The organism is Rahnella sp. JUb53 (assembly GCF_004346065.1).
Taxonomy (GTDB): Bacteria; Pseudomonadota; Gammaproteobacteria; order Enterobacterales; family Enterobacteriaceae; genus Rahnella; species Rahnella variigena.
Map to the genome: position 1 here is coordinate 33,127 of NZ_SLYT01000008.1, position 25,098 is coordinate 58,224.

Here is a 25,098-nt window from a genome sequence, read left to right on the forward strand (position 1 = left end):
CAATAGGACAGGACTTCAAAAGCGGATAGCGGAAAGAATTTGGCAACTTGTTCAGATTTTTTTGACAGGAGTCAGCCTATATCAACAGTCGTCAATACAGCTTTTTTTTCAGTCAGACAGGAACAACAAAATCTTTTTTGTAATCCGCAAAATCGACGCTGAAGAAACAAAAAAGGCAGGTGATTTGATCATCACCTGCCTTTTTTATCCGACCAATCTAGTTGTCTTTAACGCCTAATATTTTGATCTTCATGATGGAAAGCGAATTCGGCGGAATTTTTCCCGGAATGCCGTCTTTGCCATACGCCAGTTCAGGCGGAATGTAGATTGTGGCTTCACCTTGCAAGCCAAGCTTAAGCACAACCTCCTGAAGAACTGCCGGAATTTCCGTCACAGCGGCGCTGATGACATTGTTGTCTTTTTCACTGGCAATGACTTTACCGTCACCCAACGTCTCAACAATCTGCAGACGAATACTCTTATCCATCGTGACTTTTGGCTGTGAGCCCGGCTTGCTAATGAGATAAATGAAGCCTGATTTTGCTTTAACTGCACCTTTGACTTTGCCCGCTTTATTCAGGATTTTCTGGTTATTCTCTTCATTCGAGGATTTTTGCTTTTCCTGACGTGAGCGAATATCAGTATCCAGACTGTTCAGCGACTCTCTCATGTCGTTTGTTGACATGCTGGACAGCTCATTCATCCGGTCAACAAAGCCTTTGATAATCACATTGCGATCAATTTTCTCACCGGCAGAAACCACCTGTTCGATTTTTGAATTCGCGGCTTGCCCCAGCAAATACCCGACAGAATAAGAGCGCCCGGTTTTCTTACTTTCTTTCGCCTGCAGTGTTTTTAGTTCTGCGTCACTGAGCAGTTCTCCGCCAGATTGTGTAACGGCCGCGATGCTGTTTGAGGCGAGATCTTTTTTGGTTTTTTCCAGTTCAGCTGTCAGCTTACTTTTCTCTTCGGCGGCGTTATTCGCAGCCTGCTGACTTTCAGTGAGCTGGCTGGTCAGGCGTTTAACCTCCTCAGAAGATTTTGAGAGTGCCGCCTGAGATATCTGATAATCGCTCTGCGATTTTTTGTTCGTGACCTCAGAAGCCGCCAGTTTTTCACTCTGGTCAGCACTTTTTTTCTGCAAATCGGCCAACTGAGTTTTCAACTGCGCTGCGTCATCCGCGGCTTGTTTGAGGGTTTTCTGCAAGGCCAGGTAGTCAGCCTGTGACTTTTTATTGGCAGCTTCTGACGCTGACAATTTGTCATTCTGCTCAGCGCTTTGTTTTTTCAGGTCAGTCAGTTGGGTTTTAATCTGGGCATTCTCATCAGCAGTTTGATTGACGCTTTTCTGCAAGGCCAGATAATCAGCCTGTGATTTTTTGATGACTGCTTCAGACACAGACAGTTTGTCATTCTGTGCATCGCCCTGTTTTTGCCTGTCTGCCAGCTGGTTTTTCAGCTGAACATTCTCATCAGCGGCCTTTTTAAGGGTTTGCTGTAAAGCCGCGTAGTCAGCCTGAGATTTTTTAGCAGCAGCATCTGACACAGACAGTTTGTCATTCTGCGCAGCGCCCTGTTTTTGCCTGTCAGCCAGCTGGTTTTTCAGCTGAACATTTTCATCAGCGGCCTTTTTAAGGGTTTGCTGTAAAGCCGCATAATCAGCCTGAGATTTTTTAGCAGCAGCATCTGACACAGACAGTTTGTCATTCTGCGTAGCGGCTTGTTTTTGCACTGCTGCCAGCTGGATTTTCAGCTGAGCATTTTCTTCAGCGGCCTGTTTGAGGGTTTTCTGCAAAGCCATAGAGTCAGCCTGAGATTTCTTATTAACCGCGTCTGACGCTGACAATTTGTCATTCCGCGCAGCGCCCTGTTTTTGCAGGTCTGCAAGCTGCGATTTCAATTGCGCATTCTCGTCTGCAGCCTTTTTGAGGTTTGTTTGCAGAGTCTGATTTTCATTCAGTGATTTGTTATTTGCAGCCACGGCAAACGCAATTTTTTCGTTCTGGCTGGCACCCTGTTTCTCCAGGGTGGACAGTTGAGTTTTCAGTTGCGCATTTTCAGCGGCAGCTTGTTTTGCGGTCATTTGCAGTTCAACCACATTGGCTTGCGATTTGTTGCCTGTACTTTCTAAAGCGTGCAATTTTTCGGCTTCTGCCCTGGATTGCTTTTGCAGCGTCTCGAACTGCGTTTTGAGCTTATGATTTTCTTCTGTCGCCTGCTGTAATGTCGCATTCAGCACCGCGAATTCCGCCAGCGATTTACCATTGGCGCGTCCAGAGGAGACCAGTTGTTCGATGCGCGCTGAGGATTGCTTTTTCACGGTATCAAGTTGCGTTTTGATCTGCGCATTCTCAGTACTTAATTTCTTAAAACTCGCCTCAAGGGTAGCAATTTCCTTCTGGGCTTTTTTGGTCGCCAGCTGAGAGGTGGCCACTTGCTCGGAGGCTTTTTTCGCTGAGCCGTCCTGACTGGTTTTAAACGCCGTTAGCTGGGCTTTCAATGCGGCATTTTCACTCATTGTCTTTTTCAAAGACTGCTGAATATCAGCCATTTCGTCTTGAGATTTTTTTGTCACCGTCTGTGCAACGGATAATTTTTCGCTCAGGCTTTCGGCTTGTTTCTGGCTACCCTGAAGCTTCTGCAACGTAGATGCCATCTGCTGGTTTTCTTGTTGTGTGTTTTTCAGCAAATTTTGCAGTTGTTTCAGTTCATCCTGCGCTTTCTTCTGCGCAAGCTTTTGGTCTGCAGATGGCGAGGCAACGGCAGGTTTGGCTTTTAATGCCTCGATCTGAACTTGTAGTTGTTGGTTTTCTTTTTGCGTATCCGCGAAGGATTTCTGCAAGGCAGCATATTGATCACGAGATTTTTCTGCTGTGGATTTTGCCGTCTCGAGGGATTTTTTTAGCTGCTCGTTAGCCTTGATATCGGCCTTGCTCTTCATCTCGCTGACATCTGCTGTGGCAGAGGGAACACGCACAGGCTGAGGTGTTTTAGGAGCTTTTTTTACCGGAGCCGGAGAAGGTTTAGGCCGAGACTGCGACGGGGGCGCGACGGCTTTTTCAACAGGTGTTTTTGGGACGACGATATCTTTTGGAGGCTGAATCAGCGGAGTGGAAGTCTTATTTTTTTCCGCAAAAACAGACGATTCCGGAGCAGAAATTAAATTTTCACTCTGCAACTGATCTAAAAGGCTCAGATTAGCATCAACGGAATCTTCAGCATGTGCCCCCTGTATGTTGATCAGTAACAGAATCAGGAAGAAAGACTTCACTCGCGCCATCATATTTTATTCACTTCCTGAGAGCGCTCGTCCATGCTCTTAAAGGTCGCACCTTTAACTCTTGCGCAGATAAGTTTCAATTTTGAGTCCAGTTCGATGTTCAGAATTTCCTGCGCATCTTTGTTTATCAGACCCTTATTCGTTTTGTAAACATCATAAGATTTTGTCAGCTGATTAAATTGTTGCTGATAAATATCAAAATCATGAGGAGAAAGACGCTGTAATGCTTTGAATTCGTTAACACAGGTATTATTCGTACCTTTATTAACTGACGTCTCTTTTATTGTAGCCACATTATTTTTTGTGCTACATGCACTCAACGCGATTAACGCAATGAGAGTCAAAGACATTGAGCAAGGCTTATTCATGTAGATTATCCTGTAGGGTTTTACTGCTAGAACAAATTATTTTCCCAGCAAAAGACCCTGTGGAACACCCACTTTCACTGAAATGATTATTTAGCAAAACCACTAATAGACAAAAAACCATTATAATCAATATATTGCACTAATAAAAAGAAAATCAGACTTCTTTTTTATGCTAAAAAATAGAAGAAATTTTCGATTTAACGATGCCTCAGCCCATGAAAAAGGAGGCAAAAATTGACATATATCATCATTCATTTTCAGAAAACTCAGGGAATAAGTAAATACTGATTCACATTTTCGGATAAAACGGAATGTCCCTCAATCGCGATTAGGATGATTAGTACACATCATTATATCACGTGCAGAGGGAACAGACTGAGTATCGGATCTGTGGTTTTCAGGGTTAAAAACCAGCTGTGTGTTATGGCATCTATCTGGACAGCAGAGACTGCCCCGCAGCGGTGGATTTAAACGCTCTGGGAGGGAGGCCAAATTCGCGCCGGAAGCAGGTAGCAAAATAAGAGTGGTCATCAAAGCCGATGTCCTGCGCTATCGAGGTAATGGGTTTATTCGAATACAGCAGCGGGTAGAGGGAATGAAACAGGCGCAATTTGGTGAGATAACGCTGGGGTGACAAGCCGATATCTTTATCCAGGTAACGGTGCATCGTTCTGACGTTGATGGAAAACTGATCGGCCAGTTGGTTCCAGTCAATTTTCTCGTGAAAGTTAGCGTGCAGCCAACGGATAAGCCGCAGGATCCTTCTTTCATTGGTGTTGTTCTTATCATAGAAGTAGCTACAGTAGCGCAAATCTACCAGCAGCCGCAGGAACAGGCTTTCCTGTTCAATACTGCCTTTATGCTGGCTGGCAATGAGTTTATCCAGAGAGCCCTGTATCAGCAGAGCACTGTTTTTATCTAAGAAACGGTGGATGTGAAAGGATGCAAATTGCTTTGGAATAAGGGATTCAAAACCTTTTATGAGAAAAAAATGCTCCGAAGGCTGATAATAAATATTAATTAACCTCAGGTCTTGTGCGTGTTCATAAATGTGTAAATCAGTGGCCTGAGTAAAAAACAACATCCGTGGATAAATTGAATAGGGTTTGCCATTAATAATATGCAGACCAATCCCACCGGTAATCAATGTTATTTTACTGTAATTAAATTGAGTTTTAGGTGAATAATCTTGCGGCAGGCGGGACGTAATAATCACATTTTGTTGATCAGAAACAAAATAATCCTGAAAGATAGGTTTGTTCATAGTCAATACATCTTAATAAGTGTTTTTTTAGATTAACGGACGGCAGTCAGAAAATCTATATATTACGATAACCAGGCACTTCTCAATCGGGAAAAAATCAGTAAAGGCCGGCAATGCTCATTCAGGCCTTTACTGATGTAAAGAGGCACAGACCGTGCTATTCCTCCCCGAAGCCGGCATTGAATAACGCCTTTATCTCAAGAAATACCGCTTCTTCATCGGTTCCTTCACAAATGACTTCAACCTTTGCACCGCCTGTAATTCCGGCAGTCATTAAACCTATGACGCTTTTCCCCTTAATCACTTTATCACGGGAGATAAATTCTACTTTCGACTGACATTTTCCCACTATTTTAGCGATCGCACTGGCCGGGCGCGCATGGAGACCAGTTTTATTATTGAGCGTCAACGTTTCTTTGATCATAACGGTTCCCCGGATGAATAATGAATATTCCGATAAATTCCCTGTACGTTTACTGAATGATCAACATATCGCTGTGACCCTTTTTAAAATAATCATTCAGAACCGTTTTGAGCAGATAAGGCGCTTTAGGAATGGCATCTATCGTGTCACCTGCAATATGTGGGGTCAGCGTGATATTATCCAGCTGGAGTAAAGGATCGTCGGTATTGATAGGCTCATCCCAGCTCACATCCAGCGCAGCACCGGCTATACGCCTGTTTTTTAACGCATCAATAAGGTCAGCTTTATGTACAACCCCGGCCCTTGCGGTATTAATAATATAGCTCCCGGCCTTCATTTTATTGAAGACGTCTTTATTGATCATGTTTTCCGTATCAGGTGTCAGCCGCATATGCAAAGAAAGGATATCTGATTGCGAAATGACAGAATCCATATCCAGTAATTCAACCCTCAGCCCTTCCTTTATGACGAGCGACTTATCGATAAAGGGGTCATGGGCAATCACCCTGACACCCAATGCATTAAGCCTTTTCGCCACCAGCTTGCCGATATAACCCAGGCCAATCAGTCCCACAGTATGATTGGCCAGCACTGTCTTATGTTCATCATTCGAAAAGCTTTTTCGCCATTTGCCATTTTTAATTTCATGATGCGCCCGGGCAATATTTCGGGTCTCCGCGTACATCAGGCTTAAAGTGAAATCGGCGACCGGTTCAGCATTACGGATAACATGGATAAGCGTGATATTTTTTTCCTTCACACTGTTTAATGCAATATGCTCCAGCCCGCCCCGGCATGTTCCGATAAGTTTAAGTTTTGCCGCCGTTTCCAGCATACTTTTCGACACAGGGGCAATATGCACCAGCAGGTAATCCGCGTCTTTCAGTGCTTCGGTCACGCCAGCGGGAATTTCCACCGCCTCCGGGCCGTTCTTTTCAATCAGCAGAATTTTTTCCTGAAACTTTTCCTTTTCTAAATCGGAATACCATTCGTAAGAAACGACATCCAGTTCGCTTTCATCTCTGCCGGGAAAATCAATATCTTTGGCAGCATCCCTTAATGTCGCACTGCTGACCAGCGCATCACCAATAATAACGAGTTTCATATTCTGTTATCCTTTATTGAGTCAGTTGATTGGGCTCACTGCCGGTACCAGCTTGTCTTTCGAGATAAGCATGTATCGACTCTTTTTTAATGCGGACAAAAAGGTAAAACACGATATATACCACGACGCTGAGGGCGATATAGACAGGATTTTGGGTGAGGAAAATCAGGAATAATCCGCCCATAAGATGATTGGTCATTACAGCAAAACTACAAATCAACATGGCACCTACCGGCAGAACCACACCGACATCTTTAGCGACTTCAGTAAATACCGGCGCCACGGCGGTGATCATATACAATCCCCCCACACACCAGATAGTGCCTGAAATTAATGATTTAAAAATATTACCCGCTGATATCGCAATAATAAGCTCAATCATATAAGGAATAGCAATAAGGTCTACCATTGGTAACGTTTCATTACCCGGTAATATAATCGCCAGAATGAATATAATCGGAATCAACAACATTCCGGTTAACAGCGTTGCTGATTCGCCATAACCTGCCGCATCGTTAATGGCCAGGAACCAGATCCGGTCTTTGCCACTCGATTTTGCGGTTTTACGTGACGCATCGGTAATGGTAGTGAATGCAGAGGCAAACACCCCGGCGATTTTTGGGAAGATACACATGACAGCTGATGTGGCGATACCGACCTTACAGATTTCTCCCCAGGCTTCAATGCTGCCCAGACGGGTATAATTTCCGGAAATGCCGATTAGACACCCGAGTACCAGACCCAGTGTAATCGGCTCCCCCATGAAACCTAATTTGTCCTGTAAGGTCTGCGGATTCCATTTTATTTTGTCCGCGCCCAGCTTATTTAATATCCAGTCCACCCCTATCGCCAGCGGCACAGAGCAAACATGATGAGGAGCGGTCATGGTGCATCCGGGATAGCCGTAATAAACAGACCATCGTTTAGCCACTATTTCTGAGCAAACCAGAGAATAAAGATTGGATAACAGCATCAATCCAATTGCCAGATAGATATTCCCTGTCGCGATATAGAGCATCGACCCCCACAACATAAAGGAAAAGTTATTCCACATATCTGAGGGCATAAAAATATTGGTAAAACGTGTGACAAATAAAATTGTCTGAAACAGCAATCCGAGGCCTAAAAAAATCATCCCGACATTGGTTGAATAGGCAACAACACTTGTTGCCTGCCAGCCGGTATCCAGGATACGCAGTGAAATACCGGACGTTTCCACCATACGGTTAATAACAGGCGTAACGACAGGCGTGTAGGCACCAATGAGCATCCCAAATCCGGTCAGACCAATACCGGCATTAAGCCCGGCTTTAAAGGCTTTTTTGGGCGTTACTTTCATGATGATAGCAATAATATAAATGACAAAAGGCACAACAATCGCAGCACCAAATGAATTCATAATTTTCGAAAGAATGTCTAACATGCTCAAGACTCCTTACTCTGTAGATAAGGTTTCATTATCATATTAAGAACAATAATTAGGTTCTCCACAAACCAAAGCTTGTGGAGTCAGACCCACTATATTTTCAGGCTCTCAACTTCATGCAGTAATTCTTCTATAAATCCATCCTCATCGGTACCAATTAACAACCCGACTGCATTGATGGTCGGAATGTCATACTTATCCCTCAGCGGACTGGTATGAACAATAATATCCCATTTACCTGAACTTAATTGCCCTTCTACTCCGCCGGGACTGACTTCAACGGTTTTTGCCTTATATCCGTTTACTTCAAGAATATCTTTTACTTTTTCTGCCACCATGGAACTGGTGACGGTTCCTGATCCGCAGACGGAAATAACATTAATATTTTTCATAGTTACTCTTTTTTGTCATTCAGCAGAAATTATAAAATGCCATCCCGTGGGGTGACATTAAAGGCATCAGCAAGGGCGCGAAGTTCCGCGCTGGTGATCGACTGTTTAATTCCGACGGCAGCGGAACGCAGATAAATATCGGCAGCTTTATCTACCGTTTCGACCAACCCGAAAGCGTCATCAAAATTGCTACCTGCTCCCATAATTCCGTGATGCGCCCAGATCACAATGCGGCAATACTCCATTTTGGCAGCGGAAGCCAGACCCAGATCAATGGTGCCTGCCACCATCCACGGCACAATCCCCACGCCTTCCGGGAATACCACCAGGCATTCAGTAATTTGTTGCCACAGCGTTTTTGAAAATTTCTTTTCATCCAGATCATGGGCAAATGTCATGGCAATCGTGGCATTAGCATGGGTGTGTAAAATAACGCGATGTTCAGGGTCATGTTTTAATCGTGTCGCATGGCATTTTAAATGCGAGGCCAGTTCGCTGGTCGGGCAACCACCGTTTACCAGCCCCCAGAGTTGCTGATAATGTTTTCCGTCTTCAGATATTTTTAAAATAATCAGCGTATCGGCCGGATTCTTAATGACATTGCGGAAGTATTTTCCGGAACCTGAAACCATAAATATTTTATTTTTCAGTTCAGGAAAAGGCATCGGCAATGCGACTTCTGATATCACCTGTTGTGTATCAAGGTAAGGTGCTACTTCCTCTTCCTTCAGGAGATAACTGATATTACCACCGTTTCTTTCTGCCCAGCCTTTTTCCCACAGCTTGAGCGTAATATCACACATTTCTTTAATAAAGGGAGCTTCATTAATATTATAGATAATCATAACGTCACCTTTTACAATGAATGGAAAAATTCACAAATTCCTTCGCGGGAATCAAGCTGGACCAACTGGCTAATCTTTTTTTCATCAGAAAATACGGCCATTAATGTCTGCAATAAGACGATCTGATTTTCATCCCGGGTCACGCCAAGAGAGAAAATCCAGTCTACGTCTACTTTTTCATCCGTACTGCCCATAAGCAAAAATGTCAGCGGTTTTGCGAGTTGGGTAATTGCCACGAAAGGCTTTTTTATATACAGCGGGTCTGTATGGGGTATGGCAATATTCAGGCAGGATGTCATTAACCCTGTCGGATAATGGGATTCCCTGATAAGAATATTTTCGTGGTATGTCGCCTCAACAAATCCTTGTTTATAAAGTTTCTGGTATGAATCCGCAAAAAACGCATCCTGAGTGGTATAACTGCAATTTAAATAAACCAATTCGGGTGATATAAATCCGGTCAGCGGATTTTTTGTAGTCTCCATATTTTTCCCTCCTTATTTACGGCTCAGATGTTCTGATGCTTCCGGTCGAATTTTCTTAGAAAATCAGCGTTTCCAGACTCTCTTACCTTTTCGCGTGTCATTATCCTAAGAGTCCGAACTGGGAAATTCATTAGATCCCTGGACTCATTACTTCTAAACATGTCTGTATGATTAAAGTCGGGGTGATGAGGGTCACAACTTGCCAATGTTTCCTGGATACCGGATACGCAGAAATGAAAAAGGCATCCCCGCAAAGGAATGCCTTTTTCATTTAAGAAGGTCTGTTGAGAACGTCTTTTACTTAAACAGCGTCAGACCTCGGGCGTTTATCCAGAATCGCTTGGCTGTTTTCACCCAGCCGTTCGATAAGGAAATCAATCACGCTGCGTAGCTTGGCGGAGGGGCGACTGTCCTGATGATAAATCAGGTACAACGGCGTCGGTTTATACGACCACTGCGGCAGTACAGGCACCAGACGGCCTTGCGCAATATCGTCCATCAACACGTAATCAGGTTGCAGAACAATGCCGCAGCCACTGAGTGCGGCAATCCTGAGCGCGTTGCCCTGATTAGACATAAAGCGCCCGTTGATAAAGGCCTTAAACGTCTCGCCCTCCGGCCCGGTCAGGTCCCAGCGGTCCTGATGAAGCCAGTAAGACATCCCCAGACAACTGTAATTGCCCAACTGGTCAGGATGTTCCGGCATGCCGTGCTGTCGGATATAGTCTGGCGAAGCGGCCAGTATTCGGCGATATGGCCGTAAAGGGCGCGCGACCACACCCGGTTCGCATACCTCGCCGATCTGAATACCCAGCTCGTAATTTCCCTCCGTCAGATTGGGCACCCGGTTATCCAGATTCAGCATGACGTTTACGTCGGGATTGCGGGCCATATAAAGGCTCAGTTCGGGCACCAGACGCTGGCCGCCGAAGCTCACCGGGGCAACCATACGCACCAGTCCTTTAGGCGCGGACTGTAATTCCATCGCACTATTCTCAGCGAGCGCGACTTCCGATAAGACCCGGCGGCAGCGTTCAAAATAGAGTTGCCCGACCTCCGTCAGTTGCTGTCGCCGGGTCGTGCGATGCAATAAACGTGCGCCCAGCCGCTGCTCAATCTCCCGGATTTGCTTACCCACCATCGTGGGCGAGACGTCGCTGGCTATCGCCGCTGCCGTGAAACTGCCACATTCCACCACTCTGACAAACATCTCCATCCCGGACAATTTGCTCATGATTAACAACCCACAGGTTTCAATTCATTCAACTTAACACATATTTATTCTTCTCAATCCTTACGTAGAATAGGTTTTGCCCCGCTGTGAGGGGCCTAATCAATGAGGATTTACTATGCCGATGATCCGTTTAGAAATGCTGCCAGGCCGTACCGCTGAACAAAAACGCGACTTTGCCCGCGAAGTGACCCGCGTCGCGGTGGAAACCCTTAAATGTAAGCCTGAAAGTGTCGATGTGGTGATCACTGAAATTCCTAAATCACATTGGGCAAAAGGGGGAGAACTGATGGGGGATTAATTTCCCCGGTCTGAAAATGTCAGTCGGCAGTTGTTTATTTTTAATGTGCTGACTGACGAAATAATCGCGTTGTGCCAGACGTATTTCCGCCTTAATTCGTATCAGCCTCCCGCTTTAAAAAAATCAGAACGTAACTCAACCGGAACATAAAGAAATGAAAAATTCTTATTCTGCGGGCGTTTTCTGCTGCCTGATCGCCACCCTTTCATGGGGCGCGACTTTCCCGATGATGACCAGTGCGCTGAGGCACCTCGATCCTTATACTTTTACCACGTTGCGCTATGGCTTCGCCGCTATCGCGTTAGTGACTGCACTGAGATTACGTGAAGGAAAAGAGGGGCTGAATCTGAAAGGTGAACGCGCCGGTCTGGCGTGGTTATTAGGTTCAGCAGCCTTTGTCGGTTTTGGCTTTTTTGTTTTTCTCGGCCAGCAAATGGCCGGGGAAAATGGCGCGCTAACCACGTCAATTATGATGGCCACCATGCCGATGCTGGGTATTCTGGTCAATGGCGTATTACGCAAAATCGTCCCGCCCGCCGTCTCTATTGGACTGATTATGATGTCTTTCTTTGGGGTCATGACCGTGATCACCAAAGGGCACTATGCCAGCCTGTTTGATTCCCCTTCCAGCTACAAAGCCAACGCCCTGATTATTTTCGGCGCACTTTGCTGGGTTTTTTACACCGTGGGCGCGTCGTGTTTCCCGACCTGGTCACCGCTTAAATACACCGCCCTGACGAGCGTTCTCGGGATGTCCAGCGTGCTGGTATTAAACGCGCTGCTGTATATCACTGGCCTCGTGGCAGTACCCGCCGTTAGCGACTTCGTGTATGTGATCCCACATGTCTTTTACACCGCTTTTGTCGCCAGTTTTATCGGCATCCTGTGCTGGAATATTGGCAATAAAATCCTCACACCACTTAACGGGGTGTTATTTATGGATATTGTCCCGATCACCGCCTTCTCTATTTCCGCCCTGACCGGCATCAAGCCCGGCACACCTGAAATAGCCGGTGCCTGCATCACCGGTTTTGCCCTGATCCTCAACAATCTCTATCTGCGTTACCGCACACCTAAACGGGTAGTTTTCCGCACTCAATAAAGCCACACATTGCGATGTCATCCCGATGAAGTCCCGGAAACAAAAAAACCAGAACAAAGGTTCTGGTTTTTAATGTGGTCTTTTACTGTGTACTTGCTGCCAATGTTGGCAATTACGGGTTCAGGGATTTCGTCCGCTGCGCAAAGCTCTTACGCAGTTTTTGTAATTTCGGTGGAATCACCGCCATGCAATAACGGTTCTGCTGTCCGGCGCCGTCCCAGTAATTCTGGTGATAACCTTCAGCTACGTACACTTCACCAAGCGGTTCGATGCTGGTGACAATCGGATCACTGTGGTCGTGCTGCGCGCGCAGAATTGCCGCTTCGGCTTCTGCTTTTTGCTGCTCATTCGCCGGGAAAATCGCCGAACGGTATTGCGTGCCGACGTCGTTACCCTGGCGGTTAAGCTGGGTTGGATCGTGCGTTACAAAGTGAATATCCAGCAAATCACCGTAGGTCAGTTTTTCGGGGTCAAACCCCACACGGATGGCTTCCGCATGACCGGTCGTACCGGTGCAAACCTGCTCGTAATTCGGGTTCGGACGACGCCCGCCGGTATAAACGCTTTCCACCGACTCCACGCCGATGACGTCTTTAAACACCGCTTCTGTACACCAGAAACAGCCGCCACCGAAAATAGCGTATTCGATTGTCATACTGACTCCTTCACTCAGGGTATTGAGGAAATATGGGGACGGATAATGCTGAGATAAAGGTATGGCATTAAAAAAACAGAATGTGAAATGCTTATCGCCGGAAATTTATATTATTTTGCTACCGCTTATTTCCCTGTAAATAGTGTTGATATTGTGTCTGATTGATCTGCCTTTTTTTTCGTGGCAGACTCACTGGCATTGAAATACATGGAATTCCCCTATGAAAGACGTAATTGAAGGTTTCCTCAGATTCCAGAAAGAGGCGTTTCCGCAACGCTCTAAGTTATTCAAAGAACTCGCATTAAACCAAAATCCTAAGACCCTGTTTATCTCCTGTTCTGACAGCCGGTTAGTGCCGGAATTAGTCACGCAGCGTGAACCGGGCGAACTGTTTGTTATCCGTAATGCCGGTAATATTGTGCCGCCATTCGGTCCGGAACCGGGCGGCGTTTCCGCTACGGTTGAGTACGCGGTTAAAGCACTGGGCGTGAAAGATATCGTCATCTGCGGGCACTCAAACTGCGGCGCCATGAGCGCCATCGCTAACTGCACCTGTCTCGATCACATGCCTGCGGTTGCGCACTGGCTGCGTTATTCTGATGCCGCGAAAGCCATCAATGAATCCGTCGAACACGAAAACCCTGAGGCACGCGTCAACGGTATGGTGCACCAGAACGTGGTGGCTCAGCTGAGTAACCTGCGCACGCATCCTTGTGTCGCGGTCGCGCTGGCGAAAGGGGAAATCACCCTGCACGGCTGGGTGTATGATATTGAATCGGGTTGCATCGAAGCCTTTGATGCGAAAAGCGCCTCCTTTATTTCGCTGTCAGATAACCCGGAAGTTCGCGCCAGTTAATTGCCCGTTAAATAAAACATCCGGAACATTTTTAAATAATGTTCCGGATGATAAATCAGCGACTTAAGTCTTATTATATTGTTATCTTAACCTCTGCCGTAATATCCCCCTGCCTGAACGACAGTTAACCGATTTCTCTTTTACGCCACAGCGAGAATAATTGATGCCTGTTATCACGTTAGACCGTCTGGCCGATTGTCCTGCTGCTCAGTGGGATGCGCTGGTGCCTGCGCAACAGCCGTTCCTCAGCTATGCCTTTTTATCGGCACTGGAAGACAGCGGCAGCCTGGGCCCAAATTCAGGCTGGCGTCCGCAGCACCTGACCTGGCAGGAAAACGGCAACATCCTCGCCGCCATTCCCGGCTACCGCAAACGTCATTCTTATGGCGAATACGTGTTTGATCAGGGCTGGGCAGATGCCTGCCAGCGTTCCGGGATTGCTTATTACCCGAAATGGCTCGGCGCGGTGCCGTTCAGCCCGGTGACCGGCGCACGATTGCTGGGCGATGAACCGGCAGCAGTCAGTCTGTTGCAGGCGATACCAGATTATCTTGAAGAAAACGGTCTGACCGGCGCACACATCAATTTTACCGATGAACGCGCCAACCGGCTGATCGGAGCAGAACCCGTCTGGCAGCACCGGCAAGGGTTGCAGTATCACTGGCAAAACCGTGATTATCGCGATTTTCAGGATTACCTCGACGCGCTCACGTCGCGCAAGCGTAAACAGTTTCGCAAAGAGCGCGAACAGGTAGCGGCGCAGGGCATTGATTTTGTCTGGCTGGGAGGCGCGCAGGTCACTGAAGCGCAATGGGATTTCGTCTATGCCTGCTACAGCAATACCTATCACATTCGCGGTCAGTCGCCGTATCTGACCCGCGCATTCTTCAGCCTGCTGGCGGAAAGAATGCCTGAGGCGATCCGCGTGGTATTCGCGCAACAAAACGGCCGCGACGTAGCGATGGCGTTCAGCTTAATCAGCGGCGATACCTTATACGGGCGTTACTGGGGCTGTCTGGCAGAATTCGACCGGCTGCATTTTGAAACCTGTTTCTATCAGGGGATGGAATACGCGATTGCCAGCGGGCTGAGACGGTTTGATGCGGGCGCACAGGGCGAACACAAATTGCTGCGGGGCTTTGAGCCGGTGATCACCGACTCGTGGCACTATTTACGTCATCCGGGTTTACGTGATGCCGTGGAAGATTTTTTAGTAGAAGAACGTGCCGGCGTGCAGCGCTGGGCCGACGAAGCCCGTGAAGTGCTGCCCTACCGGCACGACGTCTGTTAAGTGCAGGACTTAATCCATACCGACAAATCCGCCGGTCTGATGTTGCCACAGGCGCGCATAAAGCCCGCCGTGCGCCAGCAGTTCGGCGTGATTGCCCATCTCGACAATCTGCCCTTTTTCCAGCACCACCAGCCGGTCCATTTTGGCAATCGTCGATAAGCGGTGCGCGATGGCAATTACGGTTTTGCCGCCCATCAGCGTCTCCAGACTTTCCTGAATCGCCGCTTCCACTTCGGAATCCAGCGCTGACGTGGCTTCATCCATGATCAGGATCGGCGCGTTTTTCAGTAATACGCGGGCAATCGCAATACGCTGACGCTGGCCGCCGGAGAGTTTGACGCCACGCTCACCGACATGGGCATCCAGCCCGGTTCTGCCCAGCGAATCATAAAGCTGCGGAATGAATTCATCGGCACGCGCCTGGCGGATTGCCAGCTGCAACTCTTCTTCCGTCGCTCCCGGCCTGCCGTACAGCAGGTTATCGCGGATAGAACGGTGCAGCAGCGAGGTGTCCTGCGTGATCATGCCGATTTGCGCGCGCAGGCTTTCCTGCGTGACCTCAGCAATATTCTGCTGGTCAATCACAATGCGGCCACCGTCGATGTCATACAGGCGCAGCAGCAGGTTCACCAGCGTGGATTTCCCCGCGCCGGAAGGCCCGATCAGGCCGATCTTCTCGCCGGGACGGATCGCCAGATCCAGATTGGGGATCACCTTTCCGCCTTTGCCAGAATTCTCTTTGCCGTAATTCTCTTTGCCATAATTAAATTGAATGTGATCAAAGTGGATCGCCCCCTGATCGACTTTCAGCGCTTTCGCCTGCGGTTGATCGGTGACGGTCAGCGGTTTCGCAATGGTGTGCAGGCCATCCTGGACCATGCCGATATTTTCGAAAATACCGTTCACCACCCACATGATCCAGCCAGACATATTCACGATACGGATCACCAGACCGGTCGCCAGCGCGATGGCTCCGACGCTTATCAGCGACTGCGTCCACAACCACAGCGCCAGACCCGTGGTGCTGACAATCAGCAAGCCATTGAGTGTGGTAATCGACACGTCCATGCCGGTGACCAGGCGCCCCGCCAGCTGAGTTTTCTCAGTCTGTTCGGTAATCGCTTCGCGGGCGTATTTCTGCTCCAGATCGGTATGCGCGAACAGTTTCAGCGTGGTGATATTGGTGTAACCGTCAACAATGCAGCCCATCAGTTTCGAGCGCGCTTCCGACGACTGCACCGAACGCTGCTTCACGCGCGGCACGAAATAACGCAGACAAACACCGTAACCGAATATCCAGATAATCAGCGGGATCATCAGCCGCCAGTCCGCTTCGGCAAACAGGAACAGCGCACTGGCGGCGTAAATCACCACGTGCCAGATGGCGTCCACCGCCTGCACCGCAGAATCGCGCAGCGAGTTACCGGTCTGCATAATGCGCTGGGCAATGCGTCCGGCGAAATCACTCTGGAAAAAGTTCAGGCTTTGTTTGAGGACATACTTATGATTCTGCCAGCGGATCATGCTGGTCATACCAGGGCTGATAGTCTGGTGAACCAGCAAATCATGCAGCCCGATAAATACCGGCCGCAGGATCATCGCCACCGCCGCCATCCACAACAGCTCGCCCATATGGTCGGTGAAAAAACTGCCCGGCGGAGTGTCTTTGGTCAGATCGATAATCTGACTGAGATAGCTGAACAGCGAGACTTCAATCAGCGCACAGACCAGCCCCACCACCAGCAAAATCGCAAAACTCGGCCAGACCTGGCGCAGATAATAAAGATAGAAAGGCAAAACCTGATCCGGCGGCTCAGCAGCCGGTGCCTCACGGAAGATGTCGATCATTCGCTCGAAACGGCGAAACAGCATAGCGATCCCCTTTATGATTTCCCTGTCGGCGTTGCTGGTTTCCATGCCATTTCAACGCCGTAAAGGGGAAAGCTTAGTGCAAATCACGGGGATTACAGCCGGTTATTTCTTCAGCACCGCATCTTTTTGCAGCAGCGACAACACAAACGCCAGCACCATGACGCAGGCCGCAATCAGATATACCGAGTGCAGCGCCGAGCCAAACGCCTGCAAATAATCATCGCGTATGGCGGTCGGTAATTCTTGTACTGCCTGCGCGCTGAGTGAGCGCGGAAGCACCGTGCCTTCGGGGATCAGCGCCACCAGTTGATCACGCAGAACGTGGGTGAAAATCGCGCCAAACATCGCCACGCCGATAGACCCCCCAATCGAGCGGAACAGCGTCACACCGGAGGTCGCCACGCCCATTTGTTTCATCGAAACCGAGTTCTGCACCGCCAGCACCAGCACCTGCATCACCATCCCCAGACCGAAACCGAGCACGCCGATATAGAGATACAGCATATGTACCGGCGTACTGACTTTCAGAAAGCCCAGCAGCACCATGCCGGTGAAACTCAGTAACGTACCGATAATCGGGAAAATACGATAACGGCCAATACGGCTGATCAGACGCCCGCTGACTATCGAACTGAACAACAATGCGCCCATCAGCGGCAACAACTGCATCCCTGCTCCCGACGGCGACGACCCTTTCACCACCTGCAGATACAGCGGCAGGAAAGTCATCGAGCCCATCAGCGACATGCCGATAATAAAGCTGATTGCGCAGCTCAGCAGGAAGGTGCGGTCGCGGAACAGACCCAGCGGAATGATTGGCTCTGCCGCCAGCGTCTCTTCGTAAATAAAGCCGCCAAGCGTCACGATACCGAACGCCAGAATGCACCACAGCTGCGGATCCGACCACTGATACACCGTGCCGCCTTCGCTGGTGAACAATATGATGCAGGTCAGCGCCGCCGCGAGATAACCCGCGCCGAGAAAATCGATTTCATGGCGGATGCGCGCGCTTTGCGATTTCAGCGCCACGCCAATCACCAGCAGGGCAAAAATCCCCAGCGGCAGGTTGATGTAGAAAATCCAGCGCCACGAAATATGCTCCACCAGAAAACCACCGATCAGCGGCCCGATCACCGTCGCCAGACCAAATACGCCGCCGAACAGTCCCTGATATTTCCCGCGCTCTGATGGCGGAATGACATCACCGACCGCCGCCATACTGACCACCATCAATCCGCCACCGCCCAGCCCTTGCAGGGCGCGCATCAGGATCAGCTGCGTCATGTTTTGCGCCAGTCCGCACAATACCGAACCGAGCAGGAACACAATGATCGCCGTTTGCAGCACGATTTTGCGTCCGAGCAGATCACCAAACTTACCGTATAGCGGCACCACAATTGTGGAAGCCAGCAGATAAGAGGTCACCACCCACGAGAGCTGATCCAGCCCGCCGAGCTCGCTGACGATAGTCGGCAACGCGGTAGACACAATCGTCTGGTCGAGTGCGGCCAGCAGCATCACCAGCATCAGCGCGGAGAACAGCAGCTTTATTGAAGGCTTCTCCTTCGTGACTTCGCTCTGTGCCGAATTTATTGTCGTCATGAATGACATCCTGACTTGTAATTAATTAACTGTATAATTAATATTGAAGCATCAAATTAATCTGGTCAATGGATCACCCCCCTTATGGCAGACAGAAAAATCTCAGAAACGGCGAGATCCGCACAAAAGGATCAAAAACCGGAGACGACAACCGCGCGTCGTCCGGGCCGTCCGCGCAGTGCAAAATCCGGAGCAGATAAGCGTGAACTGCTGCTGGACGCGGCTCTGAAACTGTTTGCCCAATACGGCATCGCTGAAACGCCGCTGAGCATGATCGCCAAAGAAGCGGGCGTCACTACCGCCATGCTCCATTACTATTTCAGGACCCGCGAGCAGCTTCTGGACGTGATGATCGACGAACGTTTTCAGCCGGTGCGTGCCGGATTTACCGACATTTTTGAAACGCACGCCGACGATCCGCTGATGGCGATCACCCACATGGCGCAGTGCATGATTGATGCGGCAGAAAAATATCCGTGGGTGGCGCCGCTGTGGGTGCGCGAAGTCATCAGCGAAAGCGGCATGCTGAAAAAACGCATGGAAGAACGCAACGGCGACAAGAACCGCAAAATCGTGCATGAATGCATCACCCGCTGGCAGGCCGAAGGAAAACTGAACCCGGATCTTAATCCGGCATTGCTGTTTATTTCACTGTTCGGCCTGACGCTTTTCCCGATGGCCTCAATGAAAATGCGTCAGGAAGGCGCGTCGCCTATTTCCCCCGATATGCTGCGCAAACACGTCGCTCTTTTGCTGTTCCACGGCGTGGCACCGCAGAAGCCGTAAGGGAAATTCCGGCAAGCGCGGGGATAGCCGCGCAACTCTCTTAAATCCCTCTTTTTTGTAATGAAAAATACTGCGCAGACTCCTTTATGATGTAACGAAAATGTTGCCGTTACTCAGGGAATGCCGTTTAACATGAAGGGAATGCCGCCGTTAATTCTCGCGCTGTTAGCCAGTTCGTTAGTACTCACTATCGGACGAGGCGTCACACTGCCGTTTATCACGATTTATCTGACTGAGCACTATCATCTGTTGCCGAAAAGCGTCGGGATTATTCTCGGAGCCAGCCTGGCGATCGGCATTCTCAGTAGTCTGTACGGCGGTTATCTGGTGGATAAATTCAATCACCGGACGCTGATCACCGTCTCCGTCAGCCTGTTTGGTCTGAGCTTTTTACTGCTGCCGTTTCTGCCCAATGTGACCGGCGTTCTGCTGGTTCTGGCGCTGCTGAATGCGTCATACGCCCTGCTCAGCATCACGCTTAAAGCCTGTATCGCCAGCTGGTTGCCGGTGGAAAAGCGGGTGAAAGCCTTTTCGATGAACTATACGCTGGTGAACGTCGGCTGGGCGGTAGGTTCGTCGCTGGGCGTCTGGCTGGCGGGTTTCAGCCCGATGCTGCCGTTCGTGATTTCCGGCGTGCTGGCACTGGGCACCGTGATTTCCCTGACCTGGGGATTGCGCAATATTCCGCATAAACCGCCGCAGACCACGCCTGAACAAAAACCGCTGCCCAAACCCAATCTGCGCCAGACATTGAGTATTCTCGCGCACGACCGCCGCCTGATTTACTTCACGCTGGGCAGTACGCTGGGGTCGATAGTGTTCGGGCAGTTCGCCGGTTATCTGTCGCAGTATCTGATCCTGGTGTCGGACGCGACCTTTGCCTACAAGATTATCGGCGCAGTGATGATCACCAACGCCGTGATTGTTATCGCTTTCCAGTACATATTAAGCAGCCGGATGAAGCAAAATACGCTGCTGAAATGGCTGCTGCTCGGCACAATTTTCTTCATCATCGGCCTGATTGGCTTTATGACTGCCGGACAATCCGTACTGTTCTGGGTGATCGCCATGGCGATTTTCAGTTTCGGCGAGCTGATCGTTATTCCGGTGGAATACATGTTTATCGACTTTATCGCGCCGGAAAACATGAAAGGCAGTTATTACGGGATGCAGAATCTGAGCAATCTCGGCGGCGCGATAAACCCGGTGATGTGCGGTTTTCTGCTCAGTTACGCCGCCCCGCCGGTGATGTTTGTCGCGCTGATCGCCGCCTCGGTGGGCGGCCTGGTATTCTTCTGGATGGGGCACCGGCTGGCGTCGCGTTAAGCGACGTTTTAGATAAAACGTGCATGGCGGAAAATGCAATACGCCTGTCTGATATCCTGGAGTTATTGCATTAATCGGGTATTAGAAGGAACCAAAAATCCATTTAGCCCATTGATATCAAAATGGAAACGACAATTTTCATTATTGGACTTCTCTGTGAGCATATAAAGGGATTCCAAATTCTTTATCGGGTAGTGCTCATAGATATGCATATAACGATTTAGCTCATTTAAGCTCAAAAGTTGCCTGATACGGTTTTCAATCCCAATGTCCTGAATATAGCGCCTGAATGCCGGAGATATCCAAAATAGCAATTCCAGCATGTTATCCAGTTTTTCGAGTAAATGAGCAATGACCTCACTTCTGGATTTAAGATTTTCTACCCGCCATGCTGGCTCATTGTGTGCAAGCCGGTTGCGAAAATGCCTTATTTCTTCGATTCGGCGGCGAATCGCATCTCGTTGCAGGTATTGCACATTACTGACGCCCGTCACCCTTGGAAGCTTTTTAAATGCTTTAGTTAACTGGTGAGGCCAAAGAAAACGCTTGTCACTACCATTATAAAATGCGCCATCAAGAAGATACTCCCAGGTGACAAATGCGGTATTCGCGATGATCTGATCAATGGAAGGTTCCAGAATAAATCCTGTTTTTTCCACGATCGTTTGCCTGGCCTCTTTATAAGCAGACTTCATCTTCTCACTAAATTTCTTTGCATGAGGCGCGATAACAAATTTGCCATCTGGATTTAAAACAGGTGTTGCGGGAATTTCTTCGTACCAGAATTTCCCCGCCGGGCAAGGGTAATGCGTTAAAGCGACATTATGTAACGCATTTCTTAAGGCAACTTCCAGTAATTGGACAAGGGGGTAAAATGCCCCAGTCACCGCGAGATTCCAGCAATATGCACCAAACAATTCGGCGTCATTCTGCGTTTTAAGTGAGGACTCATAGCTTGTTAACCGCTGCTGACTCAGGAGGCGTCTCGGTTCCTGATAATCATAACTTTGTGGCATTTTCGTCTTCCTTTACGTTGTCCATTTTGTCACGCCGCTACGCTACTCTGCGGTTGACAGCTTCGTCAAGAGCGCGTAATTTTGCCGCTGTAGCTAGTTGACGGTTCTTCTCCCATCTTAGTCATGGTGCTCAGTTCCCCGACATAAAGCGCAAGGATAAAGACCCCGCTATCATGAAAATGGTAGCGGGGTTTTCTTTTAGGATGTCAAAACCGCCTTAATCAAAGTTACTCTTCCAGCCCGCGGTTTTTCAGCATCGGCTCAATCGACGGCGCTTTGCCACGCCAGGTTTCGTAGAGCTTTTCGAGGTCTTCGCTGTTACCACGTGAGAGGATCTGGTCGCGGAATTTCTGACCATTCTCCCGCGTCAGCCCGCCCTGTTCGGTGATACCGGCAAAGGCATCGTCGGCCAGCATTTCGGTCCACAGATAGGCGTAATATCCGGCCGCATAGCCATTACCCCAAATGTGCTGGAAATAGCTGGAACGGTAACGCGGCGGCACATACGCCAGATTCACTTTATCTTTCGCCAGTGACTCCGCTTCGAACTTATCAACGTCCTGCTGCGGGGCGTCTGCGCTCAGACTGTGCCAGTGCATATCCAGCAACGCCGCGGCCAGCAGCTCGGTCATGTCATACCCTTTGTTGAACTTACTGGCCTTTTCGATTTTGTCCTGCAAGGCCTGCGGCATCACTTCGCCAGTCTGATAATGTTTAGCGAAGTGAGTAAACACTTTCGGATCGCTCGCCCAGTGCTCGTTAAACTGCGACGGGAATTCGACAAAATCACGCGGTGTCGCGGTGCCGGAAAGGCTCGGGTATTCCTGATCGGCAAACAAACCGTGCAGCGTGTGACCAAACTCGTGGAACAGGGTGATGACATCGTCCCACGACAGCAATGCCGGTTGCCCTGCCGCCGGTTTCTGGAAGTTCGCCACGTTATAAATCACCGGCTTATTACCCAGTAATTTCGACTGATCGACGTAATTGCTCATCCACGCGCCGCCGCCTTTATTATCACGCTGATAATAATCGGCATAGAAAAGCGCCATCGATTTACCGTCTTTATCGAACACCTCGAAAACCCGCACGTCGGGGTTGTATACCGGCAGGTCTTTGCGCTCTTTAAACGTGATGCCGTACAGCACGTTAGCGGCATAAAACACCCCGTTCTCCAGCACGTTATTCAGCTCGAAATACGGCTTGATCTGCGCGTCGTCCAGATCATATTTCTCTTTGCGAACCTGCTGCGCATAGTGCTGCCAGTCCCAGGCAGCCACTTTAAATCCACCCTTCTGTTTATCGATTTCTGCCTGAATATCCTGCGCCTCACGCTGTGCGCGGGCGGTCGCGGCTGGCACAATTTTGTGCATGAAATCCAGTGCGGCTTGCGGCGTTTTCGCCATCTGATCTTCCAGCTTCCACGCGGCATAGCTTGGGAAACCCAGCACCTGAGCCTGCTCCGCGCGGACTTTTGCCAGCTTCGCAATCAGCGTACGGGTGTCGTTGGCATCGCCTTTTTCAGCGCGATTGATGGAAGCTTCATACAGCGCTTTGCGCGTGTCACGGTCATCCAGCGACTGTAATAACGGCTGCTGAGTGGTGTTTTGCAGCACCAGTAGCCAGGCGTTGTCCAGCTTGCGGTCTTTGGCGGCCTGCGCGGCAGCCGATAACTCAGCATCACTTAGCCCGGAAAGCTGCGCTTTATCTTTCACCGTCAGGCCGCCCGCTTTGGTCGCGGCCAGCAATTTGTTAGTGAACTGCGTGCTGAGCGTCGCGGCCTGCTGATTCAGCGCCTTGAGTTTGTCTTTATCCGCATCAGAAAGATTGGCACCTGCCAGCTCGAAATCTTTAAACGTCACGTCAATCAGGCGTTGTGATTCCGGAGAAACTTTCAGGCTGCCACGCTGGTCATACACCGCTTTCAGCCGCGCGAACAGTTTGCTGTTGAGATGAATACTGTCATCCATCGCTGCCAGTTCAGGCGACGTGTCTTCGTCGATTTTTTGCAGCGTGTCGTTGGTATTTGCGCCGGTCATCGCGCCAAAAACATTTTGTACGCGCTGCAGCATGACGCCGGATTTTTCCAGCGCCACATAAGTATTTTCAAAAGTAGGCGGCGCTGTATCGTTAGCGATTTTATCGACCTCAGCCAGTTTCTGGCGAATGCCTTCCAGAATGGCCGGCTCGTAATCGCTGTCTTTATAGAGATTAAATTGTGGCGCCTGATATTCCAGCGGGCTGGGTTTCAGGAATGGGTTATCTGCGTTGATGGCGTGATTCATAACGTGCTCCTGCATTGGTGCCGGTGCAGATGTGGATTGTGCAGCGGCTGCGTATTGGCTGCATGCCAGAGTTAAAGAGAGAAAAAGAGGAGAGAGACGCATTTTTGGATTTTCCTTTGCCTGAGTTCCTTTAAGTCTTTGAGCATAGTAACAGGCAGGGAATTGGGCAAAATTGACAGGGTAAAATTTGCCCACAAACCGATTCGTTCTTAATCAAGGTAGACTACTTTTCACACTGCAGACTGTCAGTCTTCTGCCTCTGAGCTGTCTGAACCTGAGCCGAAGAAATCGCTACCATAAGCGCCTTCATCACTATCACTTGAACTGGACCTGCTCATACGTGGCTTGTAATGCTCCATATGGATTGCATATTCATCAGATTTTATGCCAACCATTTTCGGTACACGGATCTCCGGCCGGAAAAAACTGTTCACTACGTTAGACAGTTGTGCGTTATTTCTGGCAGACAGGATTATTTTCTGATCTGCGGGCGGTAAACTCCGGCTATCTAAAATAATAGAATACGTCAGTCCTAAAATGGAGAGCATCTTCCCGTTAAAAATTATCGACAGACGATTAAACGCCCTCTTTTCTAATAGGCTAACAGCCTCCCGGCTCAGTTCTGGAATATGACATCTCGGCATCACTAATGCGACCTGATCCGTTAACACCAACGATGAATTTCGAAAAACAGGATGGGAATAGGCTATTTTATAAAATATACTGCCAAAGCGACTTGAGGATTTCAGTAATGGTGAACCCACTTCTAAAGAAAAAAACACATAACCGTCATTTCCCAACATCGAAATATCTATAGGCTGCGTGTTATCTGCATTAAACCGGATCCCCTTACTGATTAATTTTTTCCTTGAATATAAAATCAGATCGTTGTTTTTATTGACCACGTCAAGTGAATCTGTGCAGTGAACAGCATAGAAAGGTGCCTGAGTCAGGGTGTTAAAAAAACTCTGCTCCTGAATCGTCAATTTACCCAGTGCTATTCGTAATGCGTGATAGTTATGCACAGAATAATCATCTATCGTTTTCTTGCCGGGCTTCCACAGAATACCATTACGCATCATGCTCTCACTGGTTTGTGAAGACCATCTGTTGCGGGTATTGTGTAAGATCTTTTCGCCTGCTGTCTTTTTGGTGAAAACTTTTTTATCCGGTGCAAGCATATATT

22 protein-coding genes are annotated in these 25,098 nt (G+C 48.9%); 6 read left to right on the forward strand and 16 right to left on the reverse strand.

The features are described from left to right. Nucleotides 1-217: 217 nt before the first annotated feature. The 10 genes from EC840_RS18010 to EC840_RS18055 all read right to left on the reverse strand — a co-directional run bounded on the left by EC840_RS18010 (nucleotide 218) and on the right by EC840_RS18055 (nucleotide 10,823). On the reverse strand, nucleotides 218-3,283 hold the full coding sequence (locus EC840_RS18010) for an FKBP-type peptidyl-prolyl cis-trans isomerase N-terminal domain-containing protein (protein ID WP_132966450.1): 3,066 nt from the start codon (nucleotides 3,281-3,283) through the stop codon (nucleotides 218-220). Further along, nucleotides 3,280-3,648 (reverse strand): hypothetical protein, encoded by a 369-nt coding sequence (locus tag EC840_RS18015; RefSeq protein ID WP_120163488.1) that lies wholly within the window; start codon nucleotides 3,646-3,648, stop codon nucleotides 3,280-3,282. Before EC840_RS18015 ends, EC840_RS18010 begins: the two co-directional genes overlap by 4 nt. Before the next feature lie 430 nt (nucleotides 3,649-4,078). Next, on the reverse strand, nucleotides 4,079-4,912 hold the full coding sequence (locus tag EC840_RS18020) for a helix-turn-helix domain-containing protein (protein WP_129637703.1): 834 nt from the start codon (nucleotides 4,910-4,912) through the stop codon (nucleotides 4,079-4,081). Between the two features lie 157 nt (nucleotides 4,913-5,069). Beyond that, nucleotides 5,070-5,336: an HPr family phosphocarrier protein gene (locus tag EC840_RS18025; RefSeq protein WP_120163490.1), complete on the reverse strand. Its 267-nt coding sequence runs from the start codon at nucleotides 5,334-5,336 to the stop codon at nucleotides 5,070-5,072. A gap of 49 nt (nucleotides 5,337-5,385) precedes the next feature. Continuing rightward, nucleotides 5,386-6,441: a 2-hydroxyacid dehydrogenase gene (locus tag EC840_RS18030; RefSeq protein WP_132966452.1), complete on the reverse strand. Its 1,056-nt coding sequence runs from the start codon at nucleotides 6,439-6,441 to the stop codon at nucleotides 5,386-5,388. A 13-nt stretch (nucleotides 6,442-6,454) separates the two neighbouring features. Continuing rightward, a complete protein-coding gene (locus EC840_RS18035; protein ID WP_132966454.1) occupies nucleotides 6,455-7,864 on the reverse strand; it encodes a PTS transporter subunit IIC in 1,410 nt (469 codons plus the stop codon). 95 nt (nucleotides 7,865-7,959) lie between these two features. Beyond that, nucleotides 7,960-8,259 carry a PTS sugar transporter subunit IIB gene (locus tag EC840_RS18040; RefSeq protein WP_120163493.1) on the reverse strand — a complete coding sequence of 100 codons (300 nt, stop codon included), beginning with the start codon at nucleotides 8,257-8,259 and terminating at the stop codon, nucleotides 7,960-7,962. A 29-nt stretch (nucleotides 8,260-8,288) separates the two neighbouring features. Beyond that, the gene (rhaD, locus tag EC840_RS18045; protein ID WP_132966456.1) at nucleotides 8,289-9,104 is read right to left on the reverse strand and encodes a rhamnulose-1-phosphate aldolase; all 816 of its coding nucleotides are present in this window, start codon (nucleotides 9,102-9,104) and stop codon (nucleotides 8,289-8,291) included. A gap of 11 nt (nucleotides 9,105-9,115) precedes the next feature. Then, nucleotides 9,116-9,589: a PTS sugar transporter subunit IIA gene (locus EC840_RS18050; protein ID WP_132966458.1), complete on the reverse strand. Its 474-nt coding sequence runs from the start codon at nucleotides 9,587-9,589 to the stop codon at nucleotides 9,116-9,118. Between the two features lie 301 nt (nucleotides 9,590-9,890). Then, the gene (locus tag EC840_RS18055; protein WP_132966460.1) at nucleotides 9,891-10,823 is read right to left on the reverse strand and encodes a LysR family transcriptional regulator; all 933 of its coding nucleotides are present in this window, start codon (nucleotides 10,821-10,823) and stop codon (nucleotides 9,891-9,893) included. Nucleotides 10,824-10,944: 121 nt separating this feature from the next. Between EC840_RS18055 and EC840_RS18060 the strand changes: the two genes are divergently transcribed. Both EC840_RS18060 and EC840_RS18065 read left to right on the forward strand, forming a co-directional pair. Beyond that, nucleotides 10,945-11,121: a 4-oxalocrotonate tautomerase gene (locus tag EC840_RS18060; protein ID WP_240783270.1), complete on the forward strand. Its 177-nt coding sequence runs from the start codon at nucleotides 10,945-10,947 to the stop codon at nucleotides 11,119-11,121. A 154-nt stretch (nucleotides 11,122-11,275) separates the two neighbouring features. After that, nucleotides 11,276-12,223 (forward strand): DMT family transporter, encoded by a 948-nt coding sequence (locus EC840_RS18065; protein ID WP_132966462.1) that lies wholly within the window; start codon nucleotides 11,276-11,278, stop codon nucleotides 12,221-12,223. A 112-nt stretch (nucleotides 12,224-12,335) separates the two neighbouring features. Here the strand turns inward: EC840_RS18065 and msrA are convergent, their stop codons facing one another. Then, nucleotides 12,336-12,878 carry a peptide-methionine (S)-S-oxide reductase MsrA gene (msrA, locus tag EC840_RS18070; protein ID WP_112288068.1) on the reverse strand — a complete coding sequence of 181 codons (543 nt, stop codon included), beginning with the start codon at nucleotides 12,876-12,878 and terminating at the stop codon, nucleotides 12,336-12,338. 220 nt (nucleotides 12,879-13,098) lie between these two features. On the opposite strand from msrA, the gene EC840_RS18075 reads away from it, so the two are divergent. Together EC840_RS18075 and EC840_RS18080 are read left to right on the forward strand one after the other, a co-directional pair. Next, the gene (locus EC840_RS18075) at nucleotides 13,099-13,734 is read left to right on the forward strand and encodes a carbonic anhydrase (protein ID WP_095923905.1); all 636 of its coding nucleotides are present in this window, start codon (nucleotides 13,099-13,101) and stop codon (nucleotides 13,732-13,734) included. Nucleotides 13,735-13,897: 163 nt separating this feature from the next. Beyond that, entirely contained in the window at nucleotides 13,898-15,025 is a 1,128-nt protein-coding gene (locus tag EC840_RS18080; RefSeq protein WP_132966464.1) for a GNAT family N-acetyltransferase, read from the forward strand. 9 nt (nucleotides 15,026-15,034) lie between these two features. Here EC840_RS18080 and EC840_RS18085 read toward each other — a convergent pair whose 3' ends face one another. Both EC840_RS18085 and EC840_RS18090 read right to left on the reverse strand, forming a co-directional pair. Beyond that, complete coding sequence (locus EC840_RS18085; RefSeq protein ID WP_132966617.1) at nucleotides 15,035-16,897, reverse strand: ABC transporter ATP-binding protein; 1,863 nt, start codon at nucleotides 16,895-16,897, stop codon at nucleotides 15,035-15,037. 102 nt (nucleotides 16,898-16,999) lie between these two features. Continuing rightward, nucleotides 17,000-18,499 carry an MDR family MFS transporter gene (locus EC840_RS18090; RefSeq protein ID WP_132966466.1) on the reverse strand — a complete coding sequence of 500 codons (1,500 nt, stop codon included), beginning with the start codon at nucleotides 18,497-18,499 and terminating at the stop codon, nucleotides 17,000-17,002. Between the two features lie 84 nt (nucleotides 18,500-18,583). Here EC840_RS18090 and EC840_RS18095 point away from each other — a divergent pair, with 84 nt between their 5' ends. Continuing rightward, nucleotides 18,584-19,285: a TetR/AcrR family transcriptional regulator gene (locus EC840_RS18095; protein WP_113876929.1), complete on the forward strand. Its 702-nt coding sequence runs from the start codon at nucleotides 18,584-18,586 to the stop codon at nucleotides 19,283-19,285. A gap of 132 nt (nucleotides 19,286-19,417) precedes the next feature. Continuing rightward, nucleotides 19,418-20,611: an MFS transporter gene (locus EC840_RS18100; RefSeq protein WP_132966468.1), complete on the forward strand. Its 1,194-nt coding sequence runs from the start codon at nucleotides 19,418-19,420 to the stop codon at nucleotides 20,609-20,611. Between the two features lie 62 nt (nucleotides 20,612-20,673). On the opposite strand, the gene EC840_RS18105 is transcribed toward EC840_RS18100, so the two are convergent. From EC840_RS18105 to EC840_RS18120, 3 genes are all read right to left on the reverse strand, one after another. Next, nucleotides 20,674-21,627, reverse strand: coding sequence for a hypothetical protein (locus EC840_RS18105; protein WP_165929048.1), 954 nt, complete (start codon nucleotides 21,625-21,627; stop codon nucleotides 20,674-20,676). 227 nt (nucleotides 21,628-21,854) lie between these two features. Then, a complete protein-coding gene (gene dcp / locus EC840_RS18115; protein WP_132966474.1) occupies nucleotides 21,855-24,014 on the reverse strand; it encodes a peptidyl-dipeptidase Dcp in 2,160 nt (719 codons plus the stop codon). A gap of 143 nt (nucleotides 24,015-24,157) precedes the next feature. Beyond that, on the reverse strand, nucleotides 24,158-25,093 hold the full coding sequence (locus tag EC840_RS18120; protein WP_132966476.1) for a hypothetical protein: 936 nt from the start codon (nucleotides 25,091-25,093) through the stop codon (nucleotides 24,158-24,160). Nucleotides 25,094-25,098 lie beyond the last annotated feature (5 nt).

Excerpts from the sequence above, each read along its gene's own strand:
- EC840_RS18010 (WP_132966450.1), bottom strand. The coding sequence starts at position 3,283 with ATGATGGCGCGAGTGAAGTCTTTCTTCCTGATTCTGTTACTGATCAAC.
- EC840_RS18015 (WP_120163488.1), bottom strand. The coding sequence starts at position 3,648 with ATGAATAAGCCTTGCTCAATGTCTTTGACTCTCATTGCGTTAATCGCG.
- EC840_RS18020 (WP_129637703.1), bottom strand. The coding sequence starts at position 4,912 with ATGAACAAACCTATCTTTCAGGATTATTTTGTTTCTGATCAACAAAAT.
- EC840_RS18025 (WP_120163490.1), bottom strand. The coding sequence starts at position 5,336 with ATGATCAAAGAAACGTTGACGCTCAATAATAAAACTGGTCTCCATGCG.
- EC840_RS18030 (WP_132966452.1), bottom strand. The coding sequence starts at position 6,441 with ATGAAACTCGTTATTATTGGTGATGCGCTGGTCAGCAGTGCGACATTA.
- EC840_RS18035 (WP_132966454.1), bottom strand. The coding sequence starts at position 7,864 with ATGTTAGACATTCTTTCGAAAATTATGAATTCATTTGGTGCTGCGATT.
- EC840_RS18040 (WP_120163493.1), bottom strand. The coding sequence starts at position 8,259 with ATGAAAAATATTAATGTTATTTCCGTCTGCGGATCAGGAACCGTCACC.
- rhaD (WP_132966456.1), bottom strand. The coding sequence starts at position 9,104 with ATGATTATCTATAATATTAATGAAGCTCCCTTTATTAAAGAAATGTGT.
- EC840_RS18050 (WP_132966458.1), bottom strand. The coding sequence starts at position 9,589 with ATGGAGACTACAAAAAATCCGCTGACCGGATTTATATCACCCGAATTG.
- EC840_RS18055 (WP_132966460.1), bottom strand. The coding sequence starts at position 10,823 with ATGAGCAAATTGTCCGGGATGGAGATGTTTGTCAGAGTGGTGGAATGT.
- EC840_RS18060 (WP_240783270.1), top strand. The coding sequence starts at position 10,945 with ATGATCCGTTTAGAAATGCTGCCAGGCCGTACCGCTGAACAAAAACGC.
- EC840_RS18065 (WP_132966462.1), top strand. The coding sequence starts at position 11,276 with ATGAAAAATTCTTATTCTGCGGGCGTTTTCTGCTGCCTGATCGCCACC.
- msrA (WP_112288068.1), bottom strand. The coding sequence starts at position 12,878 with ATGACAATCGAATACGCTATTTTCGGTGGCGGCTGTTTCTGGTGTACA.
- EC840_RS18075 (WP_095923905.1), top strand. The coding sequence starts at position 13,099 with ATGAAAGACGTAATTGAAGGTTTCCTCAGATTCCAGAAAGAGGCGTTT.
- EC840_RS18080 (WP_132966464.1), top strand. The coding sequence starts at position 13,898 with ATGCCTGTTATCACGTTAGACCGTCTGGCCGATTGTCCTGCTGCTCAG.
- EC840_RS18085 (WP_132966617.1), bottom strand. The coding sequence starts at position 16,897 with ATGCTGTTTCGCCGTTTCGAGCGAATGATCGACATCTTCCGTGAGGCA.
- EC840_RS18090 (WP_132966466.1), bottom strand. The coding sequence starts at position 18,499 with ATGACGACAATAAATTCGGCACAGAGCGAAGTCACGAAGGAGAAGCCT.
- EC840_RS18095 (WP_113876929.1), top strand. The coding sequence starts at position 18,584 with ATGGCAGACAGAAAAATCTCAGAAACGGCGAGATCCGCACAAAAGGAT.
- EC840_RS18100 (WP_132966468.1), top strand. The coding sequence starts at position 19,418 with ATGAAGGGAATGCCGCCGTTAATTCTCGCGCTGTTAGCCAGTTCGTTA.
- EC840_RS18105 (WP_165929048.1), bottom strand. The coding sequence starts at position 21,627 with ATGCCACAAAGTTATGATTATCAGGAACCGAGACGCCTCCTGAGTCAG.
- dcp (WP_132966474.1), bottom strand. The coding sequence starts at position 24,014 with ATGCGTCTCTCTCCTCTTTTTCTCTCTTTAACTCTGGCATGCAGCCAA.
- EC840_RS18120 (WP_132966476.1), bottom strand. The coding sequence starts at position 25,093 with ATGCTTGCACCGGATAAAAAAGTTTTCACCAAAAAGACAGCAGGCGAA.